The sequence below is a fragment of the Massilia sp. genome, from assembly GCF_031995545.1.
GTDB lineage: Bacteria > Pseudomonadota > Gammaproteobacteria > Burkholderiales > Burkholderiaceae_D > Telluria.
Genome location: NZ_DAMAGA010000003.1, coordinates 108,648 through 131,127, shown reverse-complemented (window position 1 = coordinate 131,127; position 22,480 = coordinate 108,648). Strand labels below are relative to the sequence as shown.

Genomic DNA, 22,480 nt, shown 5'->3' with positions numbered 1-22,480 from the left:
GATTAATGGGCGTCCTTGTTGGTTGATCCGGTCAGGTGCGAGACCACGCGTTCCATCTTCATGAAGCGCGAGCCTTTCACCAGCACAGTCGTCGTGGTATTGCCGCCCAGCTTTTCATCCAGTGCTGCCAATAGTGCGTCGAACTGCTCGTAATGCTGTGCTCCCGACGCGCTGAGCGCGCGCGCCAGCTCCCCCGTTGCGAGCACGGTTTCGATGCCACGCTCCTGAGCGTAGGCGCCGATTTCTTCGTGAAACTCTTTACCCTGGGCGCCGACCTCGCCCATGTCGCCGACCACCAGGATGCGTGGCGCCGGATAGGCGGCCAGCACGTCGATCGCGGCGCGCATCGAGTCGGGGTTGGCGTTGTAGGTGTCGTCGATCACCAGCGCGCCGTTGGTCGCGCGCTTGCTTTGCAAACGGCCGCCGACCGGAGCAAACGCTTCCAGGCCGCGCACGATGGCACCTTGCTCGATGCCGGCGCCAAGCGCGCAGGCGATCGCCGCCAGCGCGTTGCGCACATTGTGTTCGCCCGCCGCGGCCAGCGCGAGTTCGAAGCGAGTGCCTGGCGCCGTCACCTGCAGCGTGCTGCCGAAACCATTGCTGGTGTAGGTTGCGCGCACGTCGCATGCATCGCTCAAGCCGAACGTGATCACCTTGCAGGTGGCCAGTTCGCGCCACAACGCGGTATAGGTATCGTCTCCCGGGAACACCGCCACGCCGTCCGCAGACAGCGCCTGCAGCACCGAGCCGTTCTCGCGCGCCACCGCTTCCACGGTGTGCATGAATTCCTGGTGCTCACGCTGGGCGTTGTTGACCAGGCCGACGCTCGGCGTCGCGATCGCGGCCAGGCGGCCGATCTCGCCCGGGTGGTTCATGCCCAGCTCGACCACCGCCGCGCGATGCTGGTCGCCCAGGCGGAACAGCGTCAACGGCACGCCGATCTCGTTGTTCAGGTTTCCTTGCGTGGCCAGGCGCGCGTCCTCCCCGACGGCGGCCGCCAGGATCGATGCGATCATTTCCTTGACCGTGGTCTTGCCGTTGCTGCCGGTGACGCCGATCAGAGGAATATCGAAGCCGGCGCGCCACACGTGCGCAATGCGGCCCAGCGCCACCAGGGTATCGGGCACCACGATCGCCGGCAGCGTCCAGCCGTCCGGCACACGCGACACGACCACCGCCGCCACGCCGCGCGCCGCGACCTGGTCGAGGAAGTCGTGGGCATCGAACGTTTCGCCGCGCAGGGCGACGAACAGCGCGCCGCCTTCCACCTTGCGGCTGTCGGTCGAGACGCCGTCGAACGCCACGTCGGCGCCGATCAGCGTGGCGCCGGGAATGGCGTCGACCAGTTGTGCGAGCATACCGCGCATTAATTCGTCCTCAACATGGTAAGCCGCGCGCTCAGGGCCAGCGTCGCGTGGTCCGCGTCCGAGAACGGCATCTTGCGGCCCTTGATTTCCTGATACGGCTCATGGCCCTTCCCCGCCAGCAGGATCACGTCCTGCTTGGCGGCCTGCTTCACGGCCAGCAGGATCGCGCTGGCGCGGTCTTCCACCGTCTGCAGGCGCGAACCCGGATGTTCGCGGTTCATGCCGGCCACGATCTGGGCGATGATGCCCGATGGTTCTTCGCTGCGCGGGTTGTCGCTCGTCACCAGGACCTGGTCGGCCATCTGGGCGATGCGGCCCATCTGCGGACGCTTGCCCGGATCGCGGTCGCCGCCGCAGCCGAACACGCACCACAGCTGGCCGTTGCGGTCCGTTGCCACCTGGCGCAGCGCTTCCAGCGTCTTTTCCAGTGCGTCCGGCGTGTGCGCGTAGTCGATCACCACCATCGGCGCATCCTGGCCGCCCATCTGCTGCATGCGGCCCGGCGCCGGCGCCAGGGTCTCGATCGCATCGACCGCCGCCTTCAGGCCCGTGCCCCTGGCCAGCAATGCGCCCAGCACCGCCAGCACATTGCTGACGTTGTAGTTGCCGACCAGGCGGGTCTTCACGGTGGCGTTGCCGCCCGACGTCTCGACCTGGAATTCGGTACCGGCGCTCTTGCTGCGCATGCCGCTGGCGCGCAGCACCGCTACGCCTTCGGGCGCGGCATCGGCCTTGAGGGTGTAGCCGGTGACGGCCAGCGCCGGGAACCTGCTGCGCAGGTGCGCCACCAGGCGCTGTCCCGCCGCGTCGTCCAGGTTGACGACCGCGTGCCGCAGGCCTTCCCACTCGAACAGCTTGACCTTGGCCGCCTCGTAGCTCTCCATGTCGCCATGGAAGTCGAGGTGGTCGCGCGTCAGGTTGGTAAAGATGGCGACGTCGACGTGCATGCCGGCCGTGCGTTCCTGCACCAGGCCGATCGACGAGGCTTCGATGGCAAGCGCAGTCGCGCCGCTCTTCTTCAGGTCGGCCAGCGTCGAGGCCAGCAGCACCGCGTCCGGCGTGGTGTAGCCGGTGACGTCGAACTGGGGTTCGGCCTTGCCCTTGATGAGTCCCACGCCCAGGGTGCCGATCACGCCGGCGGTCTCGCCCAGCTTCGCCAGCGCCTGCGCCGTCCACAGCGCGCACGAGGTCTTGCCGTTGGTGCCGGTGACGGCGACGGTGAACATGGCGCTGTCGGGATACTCCAGCACCGCATGCGCGATCGGGCCGGCGTTCTTTTTCAGTTCGGGCACGCCCAGGTGCGGCAGCGTGAAGGCGCTATCCCACTCGTAGCCGCTGCTCTCGTACACCACGGCGGCGGCGCCGGCGTCGATCGCGGCGCCGATATAACGGCGGCCGTCGGCCGCTTCGCCCGGATAGGCAAAGAACACGTCGCCGGCCTTGACGCGGCGCGAGTCGGAAACGAGACGCCCCGCGGGCGAGGCGGAGCGGATCCAGTCGCAGATGTGGTTCAGGCTCATGGCCATCACATGCTCTCCTCTAGAGGGACTTCCGGAATGATGATGTCCGTGATCGACGAATCGGGCGGCACGTTGGCCGCGCGCAGTGCATTGGCGAACAGGTCGGCCGCGGTCGGAGCGGCGACGCTACCGCCGGTGCGCAGCGCGCCGCGCGGATCGTCGACCATCACCGCGATCACGAAGCGCGGATTGGACATCGGACCGATGCCGGCGAAGTAGCCGATGTTGTTGGTGCGCGAGTAGCGGCCGTTGACGATTTTCTCGGCGGTGCCGGTTTTGCCGCCGATGCGGTAGCCGGCCACCTGGGCCTTGGAGGCCGTGCCTTCCGGGCCGACCACCGATTCCATCATGGTGCGCACCTGCGCCGCGGTCTTGGGCGAGATGACCTGCTGGCCGACCGGCTGTTCGTCCACCTTCAGGAACGACAGCGGAATGATGTCGCCGTTGCGCGCGAAGATCATGTACGAGCGCGCCATTTGCAGCAGCGACACCGACAGACCGTGGCCGAAGGCCATGTTGGCGTATTCGATCGGCTTCCACGTCTTCCATGGACGCACGCGGCCGGCGGCGGCGCCGGGGAAGCCGTAGCGCGGGGCCTGGCCGAAACCGAGCTTGGTATACATCTCCCACATTTCCTGCTGCGGGATCAGCTGCGCCACCTTCACCGCGCCCAGGTTGGACGACTTCTGGATGATGCCGCTCACCGTCTGCACGCCGTAGTTGTGGGTGTCGCGGATACGCTTGCCGGTGACGGTCATCCAGCCCGGATTGTTGTCGAACACGGTGTCCGGCTTGATGCGGCCGGTCTCGAGGCCGAGCGCGATCGTGATCGGCTTGATCGTCGAACCCGGCTCGAAGGTGTCGGTGATGACGCGGTTGCGCAGCTGCTCGCCGGTCAGCTTGGAGCGGTCGTTCGGGTTGTAGGTCGGGTAGTTGGCCAGAGCGAGAACCTCACCCGTGTGGACGTCGAGCACCACCGCGGCGCCGGCCTTGGCCTCGAACTTCTCGACCGCGTTCTTGATGCTGGTGAAGGCGATGTATTGCAGCTTGCTGTCCACCGACAGGGTCAGGTCGCGGCCCTGATGCGGTTCGCGGAACATGCCCAGGTCTTCGGCGATGTGGCCGAGGCGGTCCTTGATCACGCGCCGGCTGCCCGGCACGCCCATCAGGGTCTTCTGGTGCTGCAGCTCCATCCCTTCCTGGCCCTTGTCCTCGACGTTGGTGAAGCCGACCAGGTGGGTCATGACTTCGCCTTGCGGGTAAAACCGTTTATATTCTTTACGGGTGTCGATGCCTTCGATCTTGAGCTTCTCGATCTCGGCGATGATCGGCATCTCGACCTGACGCTTCAGGTAGACGAAGGTACGGTCGGAATCGAGCTTCTTGCGCAGGTCGGCTTCCGGCATCTCGAGCAACTTGGCCAGTGCGCGGATCTTCTCCGGCGGCGAATCCAGGACGTCTTCGGGGATCGCCCACACCGCGCGCACCGGCAGCGACGAGGCCAGCACGGCGCCGTTGCGGTCCAGGATGCGCCCACGCGTGGCCGGCAGCTCGAGCGTGCGCTCGTAGCGGCTCTTGCCCTGCTTTTGCAGGAACTGGGTCGACACGCCCTGCAGCCAGACGGCGCGGATGCCCAGCGCGGCGAAGGCCACGAACAGGACGAACAGCACCAGGCGCGAACGCCAGTCGGGCAGGCGCACCGCGAGCACCGGGCTCTTGGTGAAGGCCATGCCCTTGGAGGCGGCGACGCGCGCATTGGAACGCTGCGATGAGCGCTGATTCGGGCGCGTCATTGGCCGCCGTCCGTCAGGTATTGGGTGCGCGCCGGAGTCAGGCGCGACATCTCGAGGTTGGTGCGCGCGATTTCCTCGATGCGTTCGTTCTTGCCCAGGGTCGACTGGTCGAGCTGGAGCTGGGCCCAGTCGATGTCGAGCTGGCGCGCGTGCTGCTGCAGGCGCTCCAGTTCGATCAGCAGGTGGCGCGCCTGGTAGCGCGCATTGACCACCGACAGCGCGCAGCCGACCAGCAAGGCGGCGAGCAAGGCGTTCAATTTAAAACTCATGCCGGCGCTCCCAGGCGTTCGGCCACGCGCAGCACCGCCGAGCGGGCGCGCGGGTTGGCGTTCACTTCCTCGTCCGACGGCTTGATCTTGTCGATCAGCTTCATCAGCGGCTGCGGCAGGTCGACCGCGCGGATCGGCAGGCGCCGGTCCGGTTGCTCGACCTTGGCCTTGGAAACGAAGAACTGCTTGACCATGCGGTCTTCCAGCGAATGGAAGCTGATCACCGACATGCGCGCGCCCGGCGCCAGCATGCCGTAGGCCGCCGTCAGACCTGCTTCGAGGTCTTCAAGCTCTTTATTGATGAAAATCCGGACAGCCTGAAAGGTGCGGGTTGCCGGATCCTTGCCCTTTTCGCGGCTCTTGACCGTGTCTGCCACGATTGCGGCAAGCTGTCGTGTGGTCGAAATTGGTTCGACTGCGCGGCGAGCAACAATCGCCTTTGCAATCGGAAAAGCATACCGCTCTTCTCCATAATCACGTATCACCTTTTCCAATAGGGTTTGCGGTGCGGTCGCGATCCACTCGGCCGCCGACATGCCGCGCGTGGTATCCATGCGCATGTCGAGCGGGCCATCGTTGCGGAAGCTGAAACCGCGGCTGGCGTCGTCCACCTGGGGCGACGAGATACCGAGGTCGAGCAGGATGCCGTCGACCCGGTGGATGCCGCGCGCGGCAAGCGCGTCGTGCATCATGGCAAAACTGTCGTGGACGATCGAGAAACGCGGATCGTCCATCTGCTCCGCGGTGGCGATCGCCTGCGGATCCTTGTCGAACGCGATCAGGCGTCCGTCGGGATTGAGGCGCGACAGCAGCAGGCGGCTGTGGCCGCCGCGGCCGAACGTGCCGTCTATATAGATACCGGAGGCGCGCGCGCCCGTCAGGTCGAGCGCATCGACCGCTTCGTCCAGCAGCACCGTGCGGTGCTGGAAACCGGGCACCGTCGTTACATCCATCATCGGCACCTTAGAAAGAGAAATTGGATAGCACATCGGGCATGCCGCCGGATTCGGCTTCGGCAACCGCCTTGGCCTCGTCTTCGGCCAGCTTGGCGGCATTCCAGATTTCGAAGTGGGTGCCCATGCCGAGCATCATCACTTCCTTGTCGAGTCCGACCGCGGCACGCAGTTCGGGAGAGATCAGCACACGGCCGGCCGAGTCGAGTTCGACATCGACGGCATTGCCGAGGAAAATACGCTGCCAGGCGCGCGCCGACATCGGCCAGGCGGCGATCTGCTTGCGGTGCTCTTCCCACACGGGACGAGGAAAAAACAGGATGCAGCCATGCGGATGGCGGGTCAGGGTCACGCGGCCTTCGCACTGAAGTGTCAAGGCGTCACGATGCTTGGCCGGAATCGACATCCGTCCCTTTGCATCGAGATTGATCGCTGACGCGCCCTGGAACACGTATTTACCTAGTTTGGAGAGTTGTTTGTCGTTGTTTGTCGGGCGCCGGGTGTTTTGGGAACTTTCTCCAAAACCTCCCACAAATCGACACTTTTTCACACTGTTTCCCACTTTAGTGGAAGCAATGTTGACGGTCAAGCGAATTCACGCTGGCGGAAATCGAATTTTGCCAATGAAACCAATGACTTAGGCGCGACCAGGGAAACCCTCGCGAGCGAAATACCTCGTAAAATTAGGGACTTAGCCGTCAGAGTGAAGGTACGGCTTGAGTTGTAAGGACGATGTTTACGTTTGATCAACGTCAATAATATGTAAAAGATTGACGCAAAGAAACAACTCGCTCATCTTTCAAACTACTGTATATGCATACAGCAATTACCATACCAGCGGCGTTTTAATATCGGCTATTAAATGGAGCCTGATTAAGCAAAGACCGAAAAATAAAATAATTGCAATAAATTTTTCGCTTGTTCGGCACCGGATTGGAGTAACTGTCCGTGATGCCCGGCAATGGTGCCGCTGCTTTCCCCTTTTGCACGCGTGGATGTTGCGTAAAGACAAGCGTCGAGTGTGGCATTCGATGTCAAACCGTGTAAAGCTTTTGACTTTGGGAAACGGAATACGTAATATCAGAAAATATGAAAGAGCCCCTCGACAGCCCGCGCAGCGCGGAGCGCATGGCAGATTACAACGCTGCAGACTACTGCTCGACCAAGGAGGCCGCGGCCGTCCTCGGCGTGTCGCACCGGACCGTGCAGCTCTGGGTTGAGAACGGCACCTTGCAGGCCTGGCGCACCGCCGGCGGCCATCGCCGCATCACGCTCGAATCGGTCAACCGCCTGGTCGACGGCCGGCGTGCGGCGATCGGCGGCGGACCGGGCGCGGCGGCGCAGACGCCTGTTGCTACTGCAGCGGCCACGCCGGGCAAGCCGCGCGTGCTGGTGGTGGACGACGATCCGCTGATCCTGCGTCTGTATGAACTCGAGATGGCGGGCTGGGGCCTGGACATGGACCTGATCAAGGCCCATAACGGCTTCGAGGCGCTGATCCGCATCGGCGAGCACCGCCCCGACCTGCTGGTGAGCGACCTCAACATGCCGGGGATGGACGGTTTCCGCATGATCCGCACCCTGCGCGAAGACACCGGTACCGCCGGCATGAACGTGATCGTGGTCAGCGGCCTGGACCGTGGAACGATCAAGGCCATGGGCCTGCCGTCCGACATTCCCGTATTCCCGAAACCGGTGCCGTTCAGCGAACTGCGCACCGCGGTCAAGGACGGACTCGCGCGCGGCCAGGCAAACGCATAACTGGTATGCTGGGACGCATGCGACGCGTTCCGTCGAGCCTGATCGCCGTCATGTCCAAACTTCAACTTTTGCTGCAAGTTTTGCCGGTGCATGCGCCGCGCTCGTCCGTGGCGCGGCTTGGGGAGCACGCCCGTGGCTAGGACCATCCTGGTGGTCGATGACCAGGACGAGCTACGCCTGTTGATCTCGCTCAGCCTGCAGTCGCTGGGACGCATCGTCGAAGCGTCGAATGCGGCCCAGGCACGCGAACTGCTGGCGGCCGAGCGGCCCGACATCGTCATGCTCGACATCTGGCTCGGCGATGGCGAGAGCGGGCTGGACGTGTGCGCGGCACTCAAGCGCGACCCCGCCACCGCCGCCACCCGCGTGGTGCTGCTGTCGGCCTGTGGCCAGCAAAGCGATATCGCGGTCGGGATGGAAGCCGGCGCCGACCTGTATATCGTCAAGCCGTTCAGTCCACTGGAACTGATGGATGCGGTCACCGGGCTGATCGCATCGATGCCGGCCGAGAAGCTGAGTGGTTGAATATTAGCAACAAGTGTTGCTTTTAGAGACTATTCTCTAATTATTCATGATCCGGCAAATCCAAAATCTTTTCTTATCTCGCAGATAATGCATGGTCAACAAAAGTTTGCCGACGCCACCATGCTCGCGGGTTTCGGCCATCGAATTCCGCGAAACCCGAAACCGCGCCTTTCCGTCATCAATTAAATAGCGAACCGGCCAGCGCGCAGGGTCGGCATAAACGGTCTATCATGCATTTCATCGCTGATTTTCCTGCCATTGACCATCATGTTGCGCGCTTCCCGTCCCTTCGCGGCCCTGCTGGCCGCCGCCACCCTGGCCCTGCCGGCCGTGGCGGACGCGCGCGTCGTCTCGGCATCGTTCGAGGCGCGGCTGGTGGTGGTGGCCAGCTGCTCGGTGAACGTCGCCGCCGGCGCCCGTGTCAACGTCGACTGCGCCAGCCCGGCCACGCCCTACCGCCTCAGCAGCACCGGCACCCGTATCATGGACAGCAGCCTGGCCCCGTCGCTGCACGTCGCCGGCCCTGACGAGCAGCGCGTCACCGTCTACTTCTAAGTTTCCCCTCCCCTGCGCGCCTGCTTTGGACGCGCTCTTATGCAATTATGTTCTATGCATATCCAATTTATGTATTTGGTATTGCATGAGCAAAGCTCGACAATGTTCACTTGGCGCATTGTTTAGCGCAGCTGCATCCAGTAACTCGTAAAAGCATTTCGCTTTCCGCATTCGTTTCGCAGAGAGGCCGCCGTCCCAGCCCCGTGCAGGCGACATCCGGTCCCGGACAACGGCCTCCTCCGGCAGCTTGTAGAATCAGCCAGCTGCAGTACCTGCCACTCCTATTTTTGAAAGAACCATCATGTCCCGTCTGACCCTGCACACCGTCGATACCGCCCCTGAAGCCAGCCGCCCGTTCGTCGAAAAAGCCCTGGCCAATAACGGTTTCCTGCCGAACCTGATCGGCGTGCTGGCCAACTCGCCGCAAGCCCTGCAGACCTATATGACCGTCTCGGGCATCAATGCCGAAACCAGCCTGACCCTGCCGGAACGCGAAGTGGTGCAGATCACCGCCGCCCGCATCCACGGCTGCGACTTCTGCATCGCCGGCCACACCGCCATCGCCCTGAAAAAAGCGCAGCTGCCGGTGGACACCGTGCGCGCCCTGCAGCAGGGCCAGGACACCGGCGACGCCAAACTGGACGCCGTGCGCGTGTTCTCGGAAGCCGTGATCGCCACCCGCGGCAACGTCGCGCATGAGGCCTACCAGGCCTTCCTGGGCGCCGGCTACAACGAACAGCAAGCGCTGGAAGTGGTGCTCGGCGTCAGCCTGGCCACCCTGTGCAACTTCGCCAATTCGCTGGCCGGCAGCGCGATCAACCCGCAGCTGCAACCGTTCGCCAGCGGAGCGATCTAATGCCGGACAGCCGTCAAGCACCTTCGTCGCTGCCGGTGGATCTGGTGGCGTGGCTGCAGGCCAACGCCGACCTGCTCGACACCAGCGCCGACCTGGCGTCGGAAGTGGTGCCGCGCCTGGCCGGCGCCGGCCTGTTCGCCATCGGCGTGCCTGAAGCGCTGGGCGGCAAGGGCGGCAGCACCGCCGACGCGATCGACGCCATCGCCGCCGTGGGCGAATACTCGGTCACCGCCGCCTTCGTGTTCTGGGGCCAGCGCACCTTCATCGAATACCTGCTGCAAAGCCCGAACGCGGCCCTGCGCGAGCGCTGGCTGGCCAAGCTGGTGAACGGCGAATTCGGCGGCGCCACCGGCCTGTCGAACGCGATGAAATTCCTGTCCGGGATCGAGTCGCTGCAAATCACCGCAACGCCGAACGCAGACGGCTGGCAGTTGGACGGCTCGCTGGCCTGGATCACCAACCTGCGCAAGGAAGGCTTCATCGCCGCCGCCGCCGTCAACATGAGCGATGCCGACGGCGCCGAAGCGCCGCCGGCGGTGGTCGCCTTCGTCAGCGACAGCGATGGCGTGGCGCGCAGCCCCGACCTCGACCTGATGGCTCTGCGCGGCAGTAATACCGCCGCGGTGAAGATCAACGGCGTGCAGATCGGCGAACTGGAAGTGCTGCATCCGAATGCGCGCGCCTGGCTGCCGGGCGTGCGTCCGGCCTTCCTCGGCATGCAGTGCGGCCTCTCGATCGGACTGGCGCGCGCCAGCCTGCGCGCGGCGCACGACCTTTGCACCAGCATGCGCGGCCCGCTGCTGCCGCGCGTCGAAGCGCTGCAGGCCGAACTCGAACAGCAGGCGGCGCAGCTGAAGGCCGGCGTCGTGGACGGCAGCTTCAAGAGCGCCGCCGCCGGCGCCTTCCGCCTGCGCATCGCACTGGCCGAGACCGTGCAGCAGGCCGTGATGCTCGAACTGCAGGCCAGCGGCGGCCGCGCCTACCTGCAGGACCGCGACCGCAGCTTCGCACGGCGCCTGCGCGAATCGGCCTTCATCCCGATCGTCACGCCGAGCCTGACGCAGTTGCAGACCGAATTGCAGAAGCACGCGCAGGCATGATGGCGTCGATTCCTTCCCCTTCCCTGTCCGAAGGCGCGGCCGGCCTGCACACCGCCGGATTGCAAGCCCTCTCGGCGCGCAAGCTGCGCATCGGCTACGGCGGCAAGACCGTGGTCGACGATATCTCGCTCAACATCGACAAGCGCGAAATCGTCTGCCTGCTGGGCGGCAGCGGCTGCGGCAAGTCGACGCTGCTGCGCGGCCTGGCCGGCCTGAGCGCCCCGCAAGCGGGCAGCGTCAGCTTCCTGGGCGAAGCCCTGCACGAGCCGCATCCGCGCGCCGCGCTGGTGTTCCAGCAACCGAGCCTGCTGCCGTGGCTGGACGTGGAAGGCAACGTCGGCTTTGGCCTCGATTTCGCGCGCCAGCCGAAGATCGAGCGCGAAGCGCGCAAGGCCCGCATCCGCGAAGCGATCGAGGCGGTCGGCCTGGGCGCGCGGGCGCACGCTTATCCGGCCCAGCTGTCCGGCGGCCAGGCCCAGCGCGTGGCGCTGGCACGCGCCCTGGCGCGCCAGCCGGAACTGCTGTTCGCCGACGAACCCTTCTCGGCGCTGGACGCGGTCACCCGCAGCGAGATGCAGGAACTGCTGGTCGACCTGGTACACCGCTGGCATACGGCGGCCCTCCTGGTGACGCACGACATCGACGAAGCGATCCTGGTGGCCGACCGCATCCTCTTGATGGCGGGCCAGCCGGGCCACATCGTGCGCGAATGGAAGGTGGAAATCCCGCGCCCGCGCCATGAACATTCGGACGCGCTGGTCGCGCTGCGCTACGAGATCGTCGCCGCGCTCAAGGCCGGCGTTACTCCCACCGTCCCTCTTTGAACCTCGCTCTCTGAACCGGGCCTCAAGAATAATGGAAAAGAACATGTCCACTCCCCACATCTGCCTCTCCTCCGACTGCGACTGCGGCATGACCCGGCGCGACTTCCTGCGCATGTCCGCGCTGGCCGGCGCCAGCGCTAGCGCGCCGCTGCTGTTCGCGGGTGACGCCATGGCCCAGAACTTCAAGGGCGACGACCAGCCTGTCAAAATCGGCTATCTGCCGATCACCGACGCCGCGCCGCTCCTGGTAGCGCACGGCCGCAAGCTGTTCGAAGCGCAAGGCCTGAAGGTCGAGGCGCCGCGCCTGTTCCGCAGCTGGGCCCAGATCATCGAGGCCTTCGTCGCCGGCCAGGTCAACGTGATCCACCTGCTGTCGCCGGCCACGCTGTGGGTGCGCTACGGTTCGAAATTCCCGGCCAAGGTGGTGGCCTGGAACCACATCAACGGCTCGGCGCTGACGGTGCAGAACGAGATCAATTCGGTGGCCGACCTGGGTGGCAAGACGGTGGCGATTCCGTTCTGGTACTCGATCCACAACATCCTGCTGCAAAAGCTCCTCACCGCGAACAAGCTGACTGTCGTCACGCGCGCACGCGGCGCGGCCCTGAAACCGAACGAAGTCAATCTGGTGGTGCTGGCGCCGTCCGAGATGGTGTCGGCGCTGGCGACCAAGTCGATCGCCGGCTACATCGTGGCCGAGCCGTTCAACGCCGCCGCCGAGAACGCGCGCATCGGCAAGGTGCTGCGCTTCTCGGGCGACGTCTGGAAGAACCACGCCTGCTGCGTCACCTTCCTGGCCGAGCGCGACCTGGCCGACAAGCCGGAATGGTCGCAGCGTGTTACCAACGCCATCGTCAACGCCCAATTGTGGTCGCGTTCGAACCAGCTGGAGACGGCCAAGCTGCTGGCCAGCACCGGTCCGAACAAGTACACCCCGCACAACCTGCAGGCGCTGACCAAGGTGCTGGCCACCACCGACTACAGCGAGTACGAAAAGCGCCGCATCGTGGCGCATCCGGCGTGGAACCAGCGCCGCATCGACTTCCAGCCGTATCCGTTCGCTTCCTACACCGAGGAGCTGGTGCGGGCGATCGGCCAGACCAAGGTCGAAGGCGACACCAGTTTCCTGACCAAGCTCGATCCGAAGTTCGTGGCGAAAGACCTGGTCGACGACCGCTTCGTGCGCAAATCGATCGCGGCCGCCGGCGGTCCGGGCGTGTTCGGCCTGCCGGCCAACCTGCTGCGCACTGAAACCATCGCGGTCTGACGATGATCGGTCGTTTTCTGTGGCCGCTGGTCGGCTTCGCGATCGCGGTCGTGCTGTGGAGTTTCGGGGTGCAGCACCTGGAGGCGCGTACGCCGATCGCGGCGATGTTCGCGCCGCTCGAGACCGGGCGCGCCTTCATCGCGATGGTGAGCGGGCCGGATATCTGGGAGCACGTCCTCGTCAGCCTCAAGCGCGTGGGCATCGGCCTGCTGTTCGCGACCCTGGTCGGGGTGCCGCTGGGGATCCTGGTCGGCATGTCGAAAGCCTTCGCGCAGGCCGGCACGCCGCTGTTCCAGCTGCTGCGCATGGTCTCGCCGCTGTCGTGGATGCCGCTGGCGGTGATGGTGCTGGGCGTGGGCGACGCGCCGGTGTACTTTCTGCTGGCCTTCGCGGCGGTGTGGCCGCTGATGCTCAGCACCGCGGCCGGCGTGGCCCAGCTGGATCCGAACTGGATGCTGCTGGGGCGTTCGCTGTCGGCGACCAGGTGGGAAGTCGTGTGGCGCCTGGTGCTGCCGGGGATTACCGCGCAAATCCTCACCGGCGTGCGCCTGGCGATCGGCATCATCTGGATCGTGCTGGTGCCGGCCGAGATGCTGGGCGTGTCGGCGGGACTGGGTTACTTCATCCTCGATACGCGCGACCGCCTGGCGTATTCGGAACTGACGGCGGCGATCATCCTGATCGGCCTGCTGGGCTATGCGCTCGACTACGCGGCGCGCTTCGTGCATGCGCGCTGGCTGCATGCGGTGCCGTCGGACCAGGCGCGCTGAGCCCCCTGCCATGACGCGTCGATGCCGCCGCCGGCGGCATCGACCTTCTCCGGTGGGTCAGAAACCCATCTTCAGATTGGCCTTGATCCCATCCTTGCTCAGGCGCCCGAACTTCGAGGCCGCGTCGCCATGGCGCGTGTATTCGCCGCTGACCGTGGTCGCCTTGTCGACCTTGACCCTGGCGCCGGCGCCGGTGTACAAGCCGGTGTCGGTAACCGATTTGCCGGCCACTTGCCGCGCGCTGTGCGCAACGCCGACCTTGCCGTAAGCCGACACGCCATCGCTCTCGGGCAGCGCATATTTGGCGGCCAGGTGGCTGCTGGTGCCGCGCTCCTTGAGGTCGATCGGCGCGTTCTCGGTGCCCGGCTCGACGCGGTGCAGTCCACGATCCGGTAGCAGCACGGCGCCGCCTTCGATCGCCACGTTGGGCGCCACCTCGACCCCGGCCAGCGGTTGCGGATCGCGCCGCATGCCATGGAATACATGGTCGTTCGGTTGCGCGGCAGCGTCGCCGCCATAGACGCGCGGGTATGGCTGGTGACTGCCGGCGAACGGGTCGGTTTTTTGCACGCCCTGCTTTTCCAGCTGCGCAGCGGGGTCGGAAACCACGCGCTGGGCCTGGGCGCCGGCGGCAAGCAGGCAGCCAAGTGCGAACACGATCGGTAGTGCTTTCATCGGGCCTCCCTATGGGACGCATGCAGGATACCGCAAGCCGGCTTCACCCGGCATGCGGGAGGCATGACCTGGTAATAAGTTATTACTGCCGAACACAGAAAATCGGGGTCAGATCCGAAAAGTAGACACGAACACATCAGCAATCCTTGAACTTACTGCTCAGCTCGTGTCAACTTTTCGGATCTGACCCCGACGGGTTGGGATAGGTTGTTGGGGCTGCCCTGGTTCGTCCATCGCATCAGAACGTCAACAGCACCGTCACCGTATCCCGGTAATCCCCCGGCGTCGGCGCCTTCTGCTTCGGCACCAGTCCGTACATCATCACCGACTGGCTGGCGCCGCTGCCGGTGCCGCTGTAGACCGAGGTGCCGCCGGTGCCGTCGCCCCAGGCCGGGCCGTCCGGCGTGGCCGATATCCGGTAATTCACTTTTTCGCCGGTGGCGACATTGATCATGGTGCGCGCCGCCGGGTTGCCCGAGGTTCCGCCGTTGAGCGACAGCTGATACGCGCTGTTGGCGGTGCAGGCGACGCTCAGGGGTGCGCTGGTGCGCATGTCGCTCAAGGGACTGCCGGTGCCGAAGGTCAGGTTGCTGGTGCCGATCACGCAGTTGTTGACCACCGTGGCGCGCGCCTGGAACGAGAACGGGACCGTGCTGCCGGCGGTGCACGACTTGCCGGCGCCGAACGAATACTGCAGCGTGCCGTGGCCGGCGAAGCTGTTGATGTAGACCGTGTCGGCATTGCCGGTGGTGCCGACGCCGGACAGCGCCGACGCCGGGATGCGGCCGTAAATGGTCACGCTCTGGTTGACGCCGCCCAGCCCCAGCAGACCGACCAGGGTGCCGGCGATCGGCTGGGCGCCGATGCTGCTGCCGGCGCCGCCCCACAGCCAGGCTGGCGTGTACGACGGGTCGCCGTACAGGTTGAAGCCGAGGCGCCGGCCGGCGTTGGTCATGTAGCGCGGGTCGCCCGTGCCGCCGCCGCTGCCGGTGCCCAGATTGACGCAGACGTTGGCCGCCGGTAGCAGCAGCGCCGACTGGCCCAACAGCAGGGTCCAGTTGCAGGTCACCGTCAGCGTGCCCTGCGCCGTGTAGTCGCGCGCCGCGATCGGGCTGACCTGGCCGAAGTCGATGTCGGTCATGGTCACGGTGCAGGTGTCGGCGCGCGCGCCGGCGGCGGCCAGCAGCCACAGCGCCAACACAGCCAACGGCGCCAGCATCGATCTCAGGAAGCGGCCCGGCCGCACGGATTGCGTCATCATTTGGTTTCTCCTTGCACGGGTTGGCAGACCAGCGGTCCGATGGTCGGCAGTTCGCCCGCCACCGCCTTGTAGGCAAAGCGCACCTCGCAGGCGTCCTTGCCGGTGCCGACCAGCACCCGGTTCTGTTCTTGTAAGCCTTCGACGAACAGCACGCCATCGTAACCGACCACCGCCGCCTGCGCACCGCCTTCCAGGCGCGCCGGGGTGCCGACTTCAGGCGCCTTGCCGTCCGGTTTCACCAGCACCACGGTGGCGGCCGCAAAGCGCTCGAGCGCGAAGCGCGCCACCACGCCGGCGTACTGGCGCGGCACCACGTCGAGGTTGGTGATATCGATGCGGGTGTCCGGCGGCAGCGAGGACGGGTCGATCGCGATCCGGTTGGCGCTGTACGGCATCAGGTCCGGCACCAGCAGGCGCCCGCCGCGATCGGTGCGGCCGATCATGCGGTTGTCCTGCAACACCGGCAGATCGGGCACGCCGACCGATACCAGCGCGAAGCCGCGGCCCACCTGGCGCGCCGCGACCACGGTGCCGTCCATCGCCACCAGCGCGCCGCTGACGTCGACGTTCGAGATCCGGGTGTCGCCCACGCGCTGGGTCGAGACGGTGGCGCGGCCGTGCGAGCCGAGATACTGCACCTGCGCCTGGTCGTAGCGCGCGACGCCGTTGGTGCCGGCCTGCAGCGCCCAGCCGATGCCGCCGTCGAAGTCGGGCGCGCGGCCGAGCGACATCGAGGCCACGTTCTCGCCGCGCTGGCGTCCGGCGTTGGTGTTGAACGAGATGCGCGAATCGAAGGCCATGCCGAAGGTGAAGCTGATGCCGCGCTCGGCGCGCCGCTCCAGGTCCTGGAAGGCGCTCACGCTCAGGTGGCCGCGCGTGCCGACGCTGCGCGAATACGCCAGCGACACGGTGCGCGTGGTCGCCGGGCTTTCCTCCACGGTGCCGCCCAGGCCGAGCGGGTCGGGCACCAGGATCGGTCTCGAGGCCCGTGGCATGCGCAACTGGATGAAGTTGGCGCTCAGGCTGTGGCCGCCCGCGAACGAGGTGCTCAGGCTGGCGCGATCGAGCGCGCGCGGCACCGGCGTGCCCTCCAGCGCGCCGAGGTCGCCGTAGCCGGCGCTGGCGCGCACCGATTGCAGGTCGAGCGCGAAGCGCGGCGACACGTACTGGTAGCCGAGGCCCGCCTGCCAGCCGCGCGTTTTTTGACCGACACGGCCGCTGCTCCCTGCCAGCGAGGCACTGGCCACGCCGGCGCCCGGCACCTTGGCCAATACGCCGGCGCCCAACAGGCCCAGGCCGCGACCCGCTTCAGCGTGAGATTCAAGCGTAATGGTGTCGCTCCAGCCATGGCGCCACGAGCCGATCGCGGCCGGGCCGCCGTAGCTGAACGAATGCTGGCCGTAGTCGCGCCGCAGCGCGCCGACCGAGACCGCGTAGTCGTTCAGGCCGCGCGCCAGCAGCCGGGTGTCGACGTACAGCGGCAGCGTGGTGGCGACCTGGCGCCCGAAGGTGTCGCGCGTGATCACGGTGGCCTGGCCGGCGCCGTTCAGGCCGGCCACCTGGTCGATCACGAACGGGCCGGTCGGCACCTCGGTCGAGAACTGGCGCACGTTGTTGACGTACAGGTCGACGCTGCTCGGTACCACCGCCGAACCGGCCACCGACGCCACCGGATAGGTTACCAGGTCGGGCCGCAATTCGAAGTTGCGGCGCCATTCGATGCCGCCCAGGCGCAGCGCGCGGGTCCAGCCCAGCGACGGCGCCACTGTGTCGCCCAGCTGCAGGGTGCTGAGGCGGTCCTGGAACGGACGCACCCAGCTGGTGTCGTAGCGCGTATAGCCGCGGCGCTCACCACGCAGCACGGCGCTGCCGGTGCTGGTGAGCGTCCCGTGCGGGTCGAAGTAGCGCAGTTCGGCGCTGCCGGCGACGGCGCCGCTGACCGATTGCGCGAACAGGTTGTAGTTGAGCAGCAGGCCGCGGCTGGCCTGGGCCGGCGCGCTGGCGCGCGCAACCCGCGCGCTCAGCTGGTTGGTGGCGCGCAGCGCGGCGGCGGGATTCAGGTCGAGGGTCTGGGCCGCGGTGTCGTAGCGGTAGCGCAGGCCCGGCACCTCGTCGAGCGCGAAGTCGACCCGGTCCGCCACGCCGAAGCGCGCCGGATCCAGGCCCAGTTCGCGCAGCGTCTCGACCGTCATACGCAGCGTGGTGCCGCTCTGGATCACCGACACCAGCAGGCCGGTACGTTCGCCGTCGATGCTGGCGTCCAGGAACAGTTCGACCGGCTGCGCGGCCAGCTTGTCGGCAGCGGCGGCAGTGACGGGATCGGCGGCGCCGGACGCCGCAGGGGATACGGATGCAGATGCAGATGCGCGTGCGGGTGCGGACGCGCCGCCCGCCGCCAGGGTCGCGGCGGCGGCGGCGATCGGCGTCAGGCTGGCGACCAGCAGGCAGGCGGGGGGCAGCGCCCGCCACCGCGTGCGGCGGGTCAGCATTGCGGGGACATCAGTCCCGCGCGACGGCCGCGCTGGCGCTTTGCGCGCGTGCGTTGACCGTGGCCTGGATCGCCAGCGGCGCCGGCATGCCTTTCGCCACCTCGGCCGGCAATTGCCATTCGCGGCTGCGGCCCGGCAGCGCATAGCCCAGCAGGCCCTTGCTCAGTTCGATGTTCTGGGTGCCCAGGCGCACCGTGGTGGCGCCGATCTGGGCGTGCAATGCGCCGCTGTTGTTGGCGCGCAGGTGCCAGGCGCCGGCGCGCTGGAAGGTGCTCCACTCGAGCGCGGGCGCGGCCTGGGTGTCGGCCGGCAGCACGAAGGCGGGGACGGAATACTGGAGGCGGATCGCGACGTTGCCCTGCTGGCTGTCGCCGCGCGGCAATTCGTCGATCAGGATGCGATAGGTCTGCTCGGCGCCATTGGCAGCGGCAGCACCGGCGCGGCGCACCAGGCGAATGGTCTGGGCGCTGTTGGCGGCGATCTCGATCACCGGCGGGCTGGCCACCAGATTGGTGGTCGGGGTCAGGACGTCGGCGCCGTCGTTCTGGTCCCATGCATACACGCGCACCTGGCCGTAGATCGGGGTGTCGCCGTTGTTCTGCAGCTGGATGCCGGCCGCGTTCTGGCCCGGCTGGAAGCTGATCGAGACCGGCGAAATCTGCAGGTTGGCGGCATATGCTGAATTTGCCGCGATACCTGCAACCACACCGAAGGCCAGGGCCGCAGCCAGGGCAACGCTACGAACAGTCCGCATGCAAGAACTCCGTCAACAATGATCAGAAATAAATCGTGGCAGTGATGGTCGACTTGTAGGTGTCCGGGGTGACGGCTTTCTGCTTCGGAATCTCGCCGTACACGGTCAGCACCTGGGCGACACCGTTTCCAGTCCCGCCGACGGTGTCGCTACCCTGGGTGTTGCCCCACAGGCCGGTACCGGCCTGGCGGAACAGTTTGAGTTCCACGGTATCCGTGTTGCCGCCGGTAGCACCCACCATGTAACGGGTGGTGCCAGTCGAACCGGCGCCGGTGCCGGCGTCCAGGCCGACATTGTAAGGCGTGGTGTTGGTGCATGTTACATTGATGTTCGAGGTGCCGTTGATGGCGGCGGCCATCACGCCGGTCTGGCCGAAATCGATACCGGCGGCGGAGATGGTGCAGTCGGCCACGACGCGCATCGTCACATCGAAGGTCGCAGTCTTCGAACCCGCGGCCTGGGCGACACCGGTAGAAAACGGCAGGACGGTTGCCAGGACAGCTGCCAGGATGCGGGTACGTTTCGTGATCGACATGATTATTCTCCGTAGTCAGTGGCGGTCACCATGATCCGCACAAATCGCTGAACTCGGAAAATATGATACCTCGTTTCCGTACGGAATCAAATGATTTTCATCACTTTTTTCGACTCTGCCAATTTTGCTGGTTTTCTGCAACACTCGTTGGCAGCGATGCAAGATCGGTTATTCCGGCGTGGCCCATGCCTGCGCATGCGCCACCGCGCGTGCCCAGCGTGCCAGCAGCTCGGCGCGCCGGTCGACAGGCATGACCGGATCGAAGCGGCGTTCGACCTGCCACTGTTGTCCGATCTCTTCCAGCGACTTCCAGAAACCACAGGCCAGGCCCGCCAGGTAGGCCGCGCCGAGGGCCGTGGTTTCGGTCACGCGCGGGCGCACCACGGGAATGCCGAGCAGGTCGGCCTGGAACTGCATCAGCAAGTCGTTGCGGGCCGCCCCGCCGTCGGCGCGCATCTCGGTCACCGGACAGGCGGCGTCCAGCTGCATTGCCGCCAGCAGTTCGGCGCTCTGGTAAGCGATCGCCTCCAGCGCGGCGCGCGCGATATGGGCCGCCGTGGTGCCGCGCGTCATGCCGAGGATGGTGCCGCGCGCATACGGATCCCAGTGCGGCGCGCCTAGGCCGGTGAAGGCCGGCACCAGCATCACCCCGCCGCTGTCGGGAACGCTCATGGCCAGCGCTTCGACGTCCGACGATTGCCGGATGATGCCGAGCCCGTCGCGCAGCCATTGCACGGTGGCGCCGCCCATGAACACGCTGCCTTCGAGCAGATAATCGGTTGCTCCGCCGATACGCCAGCCGACCGTGCCCAGCAGGCGCGAATGCGACACCGGCGGCGTGGCGCCGGCATGCATCAGCATGAAGCAGCCGGTGCCGTAGGTATTCTTGGCCAGTCCCTTGCGGTGGCAGGCCTGGCCGAAGGTGGCGGCCTGCTGGTCGCCGGCGATACCGGCGATCGGGATTGCGTGGCCAAACCATTCTTCATTTGCGAAGCCGACGACTTCGGCGCTACCCACGACCTCGGGCAGCAAGGCACGCGGGATATCGAACAGCGCCAGCAGCTCATCGTCCCAGCGCAGCGTGTGGATATTGAACAGCATCGTGCGCGCCGCGTTGCTGACATCGGTGACGTGGCGCCCGCACAGGCGATAGACCAGCCAGCTGTCCACGGTGCCGAAGCACAGCTCGCCTTTTTCGGCACGCGCGCGGGCGCCGGGAACACCGTCGAGCAGCCATTGCAGCTTGGTGGCGGAGAAGTAAGCGTCCAGTTCGAGGCCGGTACGTTCGGCGATGAAAGCCGCCCTGCCCGCTTCGCGCAGGCGGTCGCAGGCGCCGGCGGTGCGCCGGTCTTGCCAGACGATGGCGCCCGCGACCGGCTCGCCGCTGGCACGGTCCCACAGGATCGCCGTTTCGCGCTGGTTGGCGATGCCGATGGCGGCGATCCGGTTCGGTGCGATGCCGCTCTGGGCAATCGCCTCGCGCGCGCAAGCCAATTGGCTATGCCAGATGTCGCCGGCGTCGTGCTCGACCCAGCCCGGTTGGGGAAAATGCTGGGGGAATTCGCGCTGGCAGCTGGCGACCGGCGAACCGGAATGGTCGAACAGGATGGCGCGCGAACTGGTCGTGCCCTGGTCGAGGGCGAGGATGTACTTTTGGGAACTGCGCATCGGGGGCTCCGTCTGGCAGGATCGCCAGCGCGAACGTCGCCCCGAGCGACCCTGTGAATTCAATGTAAAGCAGGCCGATAGGCCGGATTCTGTGTAGCGCCACCTTGCGGCGACGCCTGGACAGCCATTCCTCTAGGCGCTGGATTACTCCAGCGCTCAAGCTTCCTACCCGCACGCTCCGCGAGCAACATCAACGCGTGCCTATTTGGAATTGCTCCGAGTGGAGGTTACCGCGTTTCACCGTAACTGAATACGCTCGTCTCTGTGGCCCTATTCCTCGCCTTATACCCCTGGCTTGCGCCAGGAGGCTTTCAGCGGACGGCCGTTAACCGTCACCCCGCTCTGTGGAGTCCGGACCTTCCTCCCGCCCACGACCTTGCGGCGTGGGCCAGCGGCTGCCTGGCCTGCTTCACAGCGCTATTGTAACCGATGCGTCCCACCCTCGGCCAGCCGAGGGGCGATTCCAGCAGCCAACTCTTGCACTGGAGTTACGCGTACAACACATCCGCTGCAAGGTCCAATGCTTGCTACCTATCCCTTTTTCTTTCTAGAAATAGGTCATTCTGACGCTATATCGTTTTTTAATTTGATTTCGTCGAGAAATTTTACAGATGCATTTATGCAATTTTATGCAAAGGCAATTTTCCAATAGGAATCAACGATATAAATCGTTTTATTTTGCTGGCACAGTAATTGCATACCGATAAAGTTCCAATAACTAGGGAGGTTTATCATGTTGCTCAAATCTTTTAATAAATTGCTCGTGGGTCTCTCATTCCTCGCATGCTCGTCGGTATTTGCGGCGCCGAGTTCGATTACCGTCGATGTCAGCGGTATCGACAGCATGGGTGAATATGGCGATCCAGGCAATACCGTTCTGGGTCTGCAAGTCGGCGCCAATTCGACCATTACCAGCGTCGACTTCGCGTTCACCGTATACGCCGACGATCCAAGCTACCTGTCCGAGATCATGTTGGCGTTCGAAACCAGCGACCAGAGCAACGGCGTGTTCTTCACGCCAGGATTGGGCGACGATTTCCCCGGTGTGGCAACGTACTCGGGCTTCGCTGACCTGATCGAACTGGGCCTGGCCTTCCAGGTCGGCGCCGACGGCATCCTGCGCTTGGAATTCTTCGAATATTTCGACGATTATTTCGGCGAATGGGACGGCTTCTTCGATTCCGGTTTCATCACCTTCGGTTTCGACACGGTTGATGTCGTCGATCCGGAACCGGTGCCGGAACCAGCCAGCCTGCTGCTGTTGGCCGCCGGCCTTGCGACGATGCGTTATTCCAGCCGCCGCCGCAATAAATCAATGCATTAATCACATAAGCGGCTACCGGGAATCGGAATACCTTCCGTTCCCGGCATTCGGCTGCATTGAATAATAAAGATTGATCCACGTTTTTCGCATATAAAATAACTCCTGCCGCGATGAACAAAAGTCGCACCCATTCAAATAAAATATTGATTGGCCAATATCCGGCGCCATGAAGTGCCGGCATTACCGCGTCGCCCCGGCGTCGCATTTTGTGAAA

Annotated in this window: 21 protein-coding genes and 1 other RNA gene; 9 read left to right on the top strand and 13 right to left on the bottom strand. The window is 65.4% G+C overall.

Annotated features, from left to right (window positions below; genetic code table 11):
• Positions 1 to 2 precede the first annotated feature (2 nt).
• From murF to mraZ, 6 genes are read right to left on the bottom strand one after another with little or no spacing between them, the layout of a single operon-like run.
• On the bottom strand, positions 3 to 1,367 hold the full coding sequence (gene murF, locus RTQ83_RS04100; protein WP_312511410.1) for a UDP-N-acetylmuramoyl-tripeptide--D-alanyl-D-alanine ligase: 1,365 nt from the start codon (positions 1,365 to 1,367) through the stop codon (positions 3 to 5).
• On the bottom strand, positions 1,367 to 2,893 hold the full coding sequence (locus RTQ83_RS04095; RefSeq protein ID WP_312511409.1) for a UDP-N-acetylmuramoyl-L-alanyl-D-glutamate--2,6-diaminopimelate ligase: 1,527 nt from the start codon (positions 2,891 to 2,893) through the stop codon (positions 1,367 to 1,369). The genes murF and RTQ83_RS04095 overlap by 1 nt, the downstream gene beginning before the upstream one ends.
• Positions 2,893 to 4,680, bottom strand: coding sequence for a penicillin-binding protein 2 (locus RTQ83_RS04090; protein ID WP_312511408.1), 1,788 nt, complete (start codon positions 4,678 to 4,680; stop codon positions 2,893 to 2,895). Before RTQ83_RS04090 ends, RTQ83_RS04095 begins: the two co-directional genes overlap by 1 nt.
• Positions 4,677 to 4,949, bottom strand: a complete 273-nt coding sequence (gene ftsL / locus RTQ83_RS04085) for a cell division protein FtsL (protein ID WP_312511406.1) — start codon at positions 4,947 to 4,949, stop codon at positions 4,677 to 4,679. The genes RTQ83_RS04090 and ftsL overlap by 4 nt, the downstream gene beginning before the upstream one ends.
• On the bottom strand, positions 4,946 to 5,902 hold the full coding sequence (gene rsmH, locus RTQ83_RS04080) for a 16S rRNA (cytosine(1402)-N(4))-methyltransferase RsmH (RefSeq protein WP_312511572.1): 957 nt from the start codon (positions 5,900 to 5,902) through the stop codon (positions 4,946 to 4,948). Before rsmH ends, ftsL begins: the two co-directional genes overlap by 4 nt.
• 10 nt (positions 5,903 to 5,912) lie before the next feature.
• A complete protein-coding gene (mraZ, locus tag RTQ83_RS04075) occupies positions 5,913 to 6,353 on the bottom strand; it encodes a division/cell wall cluster transcriptional repressor MraZ (RefSeq protein ID WP_290416968.1) in 441 nt (146 codons plus the stop codon).
• 638 nt (positions 6,354 to 6,991) lie between these two features.
• On the opposite strand from mraZ, the gene RTQ83_RS04070 reads away from it, so the two are divergent.
• From RTQ83_RS04070 to RTQ83_RS04035, 8 genes are all read left to right on the top strand, one after another.
• On the top strand, positions 6,992 to 7,663 hold the full coding sequence (locus RTQ83_RS04070; RefSeq protein WP_312511404.1) for a response regulator: 672 nt from the start codon (positions 6,992 to 6,994) through the stop codon (positions 7,661 to 7,663).
• A gap of 132 nt (positions 7,664 to 7,795) precedes the next feature.
• Positions 7,796 to 8,188, top strand: a complete 393-nt coding sequence (locus RTQ83_RS04065) for a response regulator (RefSeq protein WP_312511403.1) — start codon at positions 7,796 to 7,798, stop codon at positions 8,186 to 8,188.
• A 267-nt stretch (positions 8,189 to 8,455) separates the two neighbouring features.
• Positions 8,456 to 8,743, top strand: coding sequence for a hypothetical protein (locus tag RTQ83_RS04060; protein ID WP_312511402.1), 288 nt, complete (start codon positions 8,456 to 8,458; stop codon positions 8,741 to 8,743).
• 301 nt (positions 8,744 to 9,044) lie between these two features.
• The gene (locus RTQ83_RS04055) at positions 9,045 to 9,599 is read left to right on the top strand and encodes a carboxymuconolactone decarboxylase family protein (RefSeq protein ID WP_312511401.1); all 555 of its coding nucleotides are present in this window, start codon (positions 9,045 to 9,047) and stop codon (positions 9,597 to 9,599) included.
• Positions 9,599 to 10,699, top strand: a complete 1,101-nt coding sequence (locus RTQ83_RS04050; protein ID WP_312511400.1) for an acyl-CoA dehydrogenase family protein — start codon at positions 9,599 to 9,601, stop codon at positions 10,697 to 10,699. Before RTQ83_RS04055 ends, RTQ83_RS04050 begins: the two co-directional genes overlap by 1 nt.
• Positions 10,696 to 11,523, top strand: a complete 828-nt coding sequence (locus RTQ83_RS04045) for an ABC transporter ATP-binding protein (RefSeq protein ID WP_312511398.1) — start codon at positions 10,696 to 10,698, stop codon at positions 11,521 to 11,523. The genes RTQ83_RS04050 and RTQ83_RS04045 overlap by 4 nt, the downstream gene beginning before the upstream one ends.
• A 43-nt stretch (positions 11,524 to 11,566) precedes the next feature.
• Positions 11,567 to 12,790, top strand: a complete 1,224-nt coding sequence (locus RTQ83_RS04040) for an ABC transporter substrate-binding protein (protein ID WP_312511397.1) — start codon at positions 11,567 to 11,569, stop codon at positions 12,788 to 12,790.
• Between the two features lie 2 nt (positions 12,791 to 12,792).
• Positions 12,793 to 13,560: an ABC transporter permease gene (locus RTQ83_RS04035; RefSeq protein WP_312511396.1), complete on the top strand. Its 768-nt coding sequence runs from the start codon at positions 12,793 to 12,795 to the stop codon at positions 13,558 to 13,560.
• Positions 13,561 to 13,617: 57 nt separating this feature from the next.
• On the opposite strand, the gene RTQ83_RS04030 is transcribed toward RTQ83_RS04035, so the two are convergent.
• The 7 genes from RTQ83_RS04030 to rnpB all read right to left on the bottom strand — a co-directional run bounded on the left by RTQ83_RS04030 (position 13,618) and on the right by rnpB (position 21,353).
• Positions 13,618 to 14,235: an outer membrane beta-barrel protein gene (locus RTQ83_RS04030; RefSeq protein ID WP_312511395.1), complete on the bottom strand. Its 618-nt coding sequence runs from the start codon at positions 14,233 to 14,235 to the stop codon at positions 13,618 to 13,620.
• Between the two features lie 238 nt (positions 14,236 to 14,473).
• The gene (locus RTQ83_RS04025; protein ID WP_312511394.1) at positions 14,474 to 15,496 is read right to left on the bottom strand and encodes a spore coat U domain-containing protein; all 1,023 of its coding nucleotides are present in this window, start codon (positions 15,494 to 15,496) and stop codon (positions 14,474 to 14,476) included.
• A complete protein-coding gene (locus RTQ83_RS04020; protein ID WP_312511393.1) occupies positions 15,493 to 17,985 on the bottom strand; it encodes a fimbria/pilus outer membrane usher protein in 2,493 nt (830 codons plus the stop codon). The genes RTQ83_RS04025 and RTQ83_RS04020 overlap by 4 nt, the downstream gene beginning before the upstream one ends.
• A 10-nt stretch (positions 17,986 to 17,995) precedes the next feature.
• Positions 17,996 to 18,739 (bottom strand): fimbria/pilus periplasmic chaperone, encoded by a 744-nt coding sequence (locus RTQ83_RS04015; RefSeq protein ID WP_312511392.1) that lies wholly within the window; start codon positions 18,737 to 18,739, stop codon positions 17,996 to 17,998.
• A 22-nt stretch (positions 18,740 to 18,761) separates the two neighbouring features.
• Positions 18,762 to 19,274: a spore coat U domain-containing protein gene (locus tag RTQ83_RS04010; protein WP_312511391.1), complete on the bottom strand. Its 513-nt coding sequence runs from the start codon at positions 19,272 to 19,274 to the stop codon at positions 18,762 to 18,764.
• Positions 19,275 to 19,442: 168 nt separating this feature from the next.
• The gene (glpK, locus tag RTQ83_RS04005; RefSeq protein ID WP_312511389.1) at positions 19,443 to 20,942 is read right to left on the bottom strand and encodes a glycerol kinase GlpK; all 1,500 of its coding nucleotides are present in this window, start codon (positions 20,940 to 20,942) and stop codon (positions 19,443 to 19,445) included.
• A 62-nt stretch (positions 20,943 to 21,004) separates the two neighbouring features.
• An RNA gene (gene rnpB, locus RTQ83_RS04000) (RNase P RNA component class A) lies at positions 21,005 to 21,353 on the bottom strand.
• Between the two features lie 322 nt (positions 21,354 to 21,675).
• On the opposite strand from rnpB, the gene RTQ83_RS03995 reads away from it, so the two are divergent.
• On the top strand, positions 21,676 to 22,266 hold the full coding sequence (locus RTQ83_RS03995; RefSeq protein WP_312511387.1) for a PEP-CTERM sorting domain-containing protein: 591 nt from the start codon (positions 21,676 to 21,678) through the stop codon (positions 22,264 to 22,266).
• Positions 22,267 to 22,480 lie beyond the last annotated feature (214 nt).